General features: G+C 74.0%; 2 protein-coding genes and 1 pseudogene. 2 read left to right on the top strand and 1 reads right to left on the bottom strand.

Going from position 1 to position 2,748, the window contains the following annotated elements:
* Window positions 1–51 precede the first annotated feature (51 nt).
* Window positions 52–894: pseudogene (locus GT045_RS39615) on the top strand (lysylphosphatidylglycerol synthase transmembrane domain-containing protein); the annotation flags it as partial.
* A gap of 206 nt (window positions 895–1,100) precedes the next feature.
* Here the strand turns inward: GT045_RS39615 and GT045_RS11860 are convergent.
* Window positions 1,101–1,877, bottom strand: coding sequence for a creatininase family protein (locus GT045_RS11860; RefSeq protein WP_161334127.1), 777 nt, complete (start codon window positions 1,875–1,877; stop codon window positions 1,101–1,103).
* 38 nt (window positions 1,878–1,915) lie between these two features.
* On the opposite strand from GT045_RS11860, the gene ribA reads away from it, so the two are divergent.
* Complete coding sequence (gene ribA, locus GT045_RS11855) at window positions 1,916–2,587, top strand: GTP cyclohydrolase II (protein ID WP_161334126.1); 672 nt, start codon at window positions 1,916–1,918, stop codon at window positions 2,585–2,587.
* Window positions 2,588–2,748: the final 161 nt, after the last annotated feature.

Below are 2,748 nucleotides of genomic sequence, written 5' to 3'. Positions count from 1 at the left end.
GGCGGGCGCCGCGCCCGTGCCGGGCCCGGGGTCCACCCCGCCGACGGCCCCGTGCGGTCCGGCGCTCCCCGGCGTTCCCGCGCCCGGGCCCTGCGGACCCACCTCGGCACGCTCACCGGTGCCGTCATCGTCGGCGTCCTGCTGTGGCGCCTCGGTACCGGGGTGCTGCTCGACGGGCTGCGCCGGATCGACACCGGGACGGTGCTGGCCGCGCTGGGCATCGGCGTGGTCACCACCGTGTTCAGCGCGTGGCGCTGGCAGTTGGTGGCCCGCGGGCTGCGGCTGCGGCTGCCGCTCGGGCCGGCCGTCGCCGACTACTACCGCGCCCTCTTCCTGAACGCGGCCCTGCCCGGCGGGATCCTCGGCGACGTGCACCGGGCCGTCCGGCACGGGCAGAGCGCCGGTGACGTACGGCGCGGGGTGAAGGCGGTCGTCCTGGAGCGGGTCGCGGGCCAGGCCGCGCTGACCGTGACCGGCATGGCGATCCTGCTGACCCTGCCGTCCCCGGTGCGGGCCCAGGTCCGCGGCTTCGCGCCGCCGGCCGCCCTGGCCGCGGCGGGTGCGCTCGCCGTCGTGCTCGCCGTCCGGATGAACCGCCCGGCGTCCCGCCGGGGCGGAGCACTGCGCGAGACCCTCGGCGAGGCCCGCCTCGGCCTCGCCTCCCGGCGGAGCGGGCCCGGCGTCGCACTGTCCTGCGCGGTCGTCCTCGCGGGGCACCTCGCCACGTTCGTGGTCGCGGCCCGGGTCGCCGGCTCGGCCGCCCCGGTCGCGGTGCTGCTGCCCCTCGCGGTGCTGGCACTGGTGGCCATGGGGCTGCCGCTGAACGTCGGCGGCTTCGGCCCCCGCGAGGGCGTCACCGCGTGGGCGTTCGGCGCGGCGGGACTCGGCGCGGACACGGGAGTAGCGGTCGCCGTCGTCTACGGCGTCCTGACCCTCGTGGCGAGCCTGCCCGGCGCCGCCGTCCTGGTCTGGCGCTGGTACGAGACCCTGCGCACCACGCCCTCCGCACCCACCGCCACGGCGCCCTTCGGGTCCGTGTCCGGTGACGGCCCGCCGGCCGGGGCCGCCCCCACGGGTCCCGGCCGGCCGGCCACTTCGGACTACTTCCGTTCCGCCGCCGCGGTGAGCAGGGCGAAATACGGCCCGAAGGATTCCACCAGGCTCGCCAGCAGTTCCTTTCCCTTTTCCGCCGAACCCAGGGAAGGACGGCCGATGACGCCCGACTCGGTATAGGCGGACATTCCCACGGTGAGCAGATGCCGGCGGTCGTCGGCGGTGAAATCGGCGGACTCGTTGCCAGGGCGGACGAATTCGGGGTGAGCGTGCAGCAGAATCGAGGTCTCGATTTCTCCCGCGTGCATGTCGGTGAGCAGCGAGGTGACCACCCCGGCCCGCTCCCGTGCCGTCTCCCAGTCCTCCGCGGCCGGGAACAGCGCCATCCGCTCGCCGCGCGCCGACGACTCCTGGACGACGTTGCCCAGCACGTAGTTGCCGCCGTGCCCGTTGACCACGACCAGCGCGCCGACGCCGGAGCGGCGCAGCGAGGCCGCGATGTCGGAGACCACCGCGTGCAGGGTCACGGCGGAGATGCTGACGGTTCCCGGCCAGGCCGCGTGCTCGTGCGAGCAGGAGACCGTCACCGGGGGAAGAAGGTGCACCGGGTACGCGGCGGCGATCTCCCGCGCCACGGCACAGGCGATCAGCGTGTCGGTCGCCAGCGGGAGGTACGCGCCGTGCTGCTCGAAGCTTCCGACCGGAAGGACGGCGACCTGTGCTGAAACGCCCGCCCCCCGCGCCCGTACGTCCTCCGTGGTGTCCGCCGGCAGCACGCCGTCCGTCACATCGACCGCCGCCACCCGCGCGCCCGAACCACTCATCGTTCCACGGCCTTTCGTCTCTGTTGAGGAATCAGATCATGACAGAAAACACCGGCGTCAACATCGGCGTACTCGGCAAGAAGTCCCCGCGGCGTTCGGGTGCGGAACGCGTCGTGAATGCACCGTTGCCCACCGTGTACGGGAATTTCCAGGCGATCGGATACCTGGACCACGACCGCGGTGACGAACAAGTGGCCCTGGTGTACGGCGAGATCGGCGCCGAGAACGTCCTCGTCCGGCTGCACTCGGAGTGCCTGACCGGGGACGCGTTCGGCTCCCGGCACTGCGAGTGCGGCGACCAGCTGGAGGCGGCCATGCGCGCGGTGGTGGCCCAGGGGAGCGGGATCGTGGTCTACCTGCGGGGGCACGAGGGCCGCGGCATCGGCCTGCTCGCCAAGCTGCGCGCGATGGCCCTGCAGGCGGAGGGCCTGGACACGGTCGAGGCGAACCTGGCGCTCGGCCTGCCGGTCGACGCCCGTGACTACCGCGTCGCCGCGGAGATCCTGCGCGACCTCGGGGTGCGCTCGGTAAGGCTGATGTCCAACAACCCGGCCAAGCGGGAGGCGTTGACGCGGCACGGCATCGAGGTCGCCGAGCAGGTGCCGCTGCTGATCGAGCCGTGCGAGAGCAACATCACGTATCTGCGGACCAAGCGGGAGCGGATGGACCACCACCTGCCGCACCTGGACGCCGTCGCCCAGGGCTCCTGAGCCCGGGCCCGGGCCGGACGGCTCCTGACTCCGGACTCGGGCCGGACGGCTCCTGATACCCCGGACTCGGGCCGGACGGCACCTGACTCCGGACTCGGGCCGGACGGCTCCTGACCCTGGATCCGGGCCGGACGGGGCCGGCGGAGCGCTCCGGCCCCGGT

Origin of the sequence: Streptomyces sp. SID486, assembly GCF_009865385.1 — a bacterium.
Lineage (GTDB): Bacteria > Actinomycetota > Actinomycetes > Streptomycetales > Streptomycetaceae > Streptomyces.
Note: the sequence above shows the minus strand (reverse complement) of the source record. Positions and strands in the feature narration are given on the sequence as shown.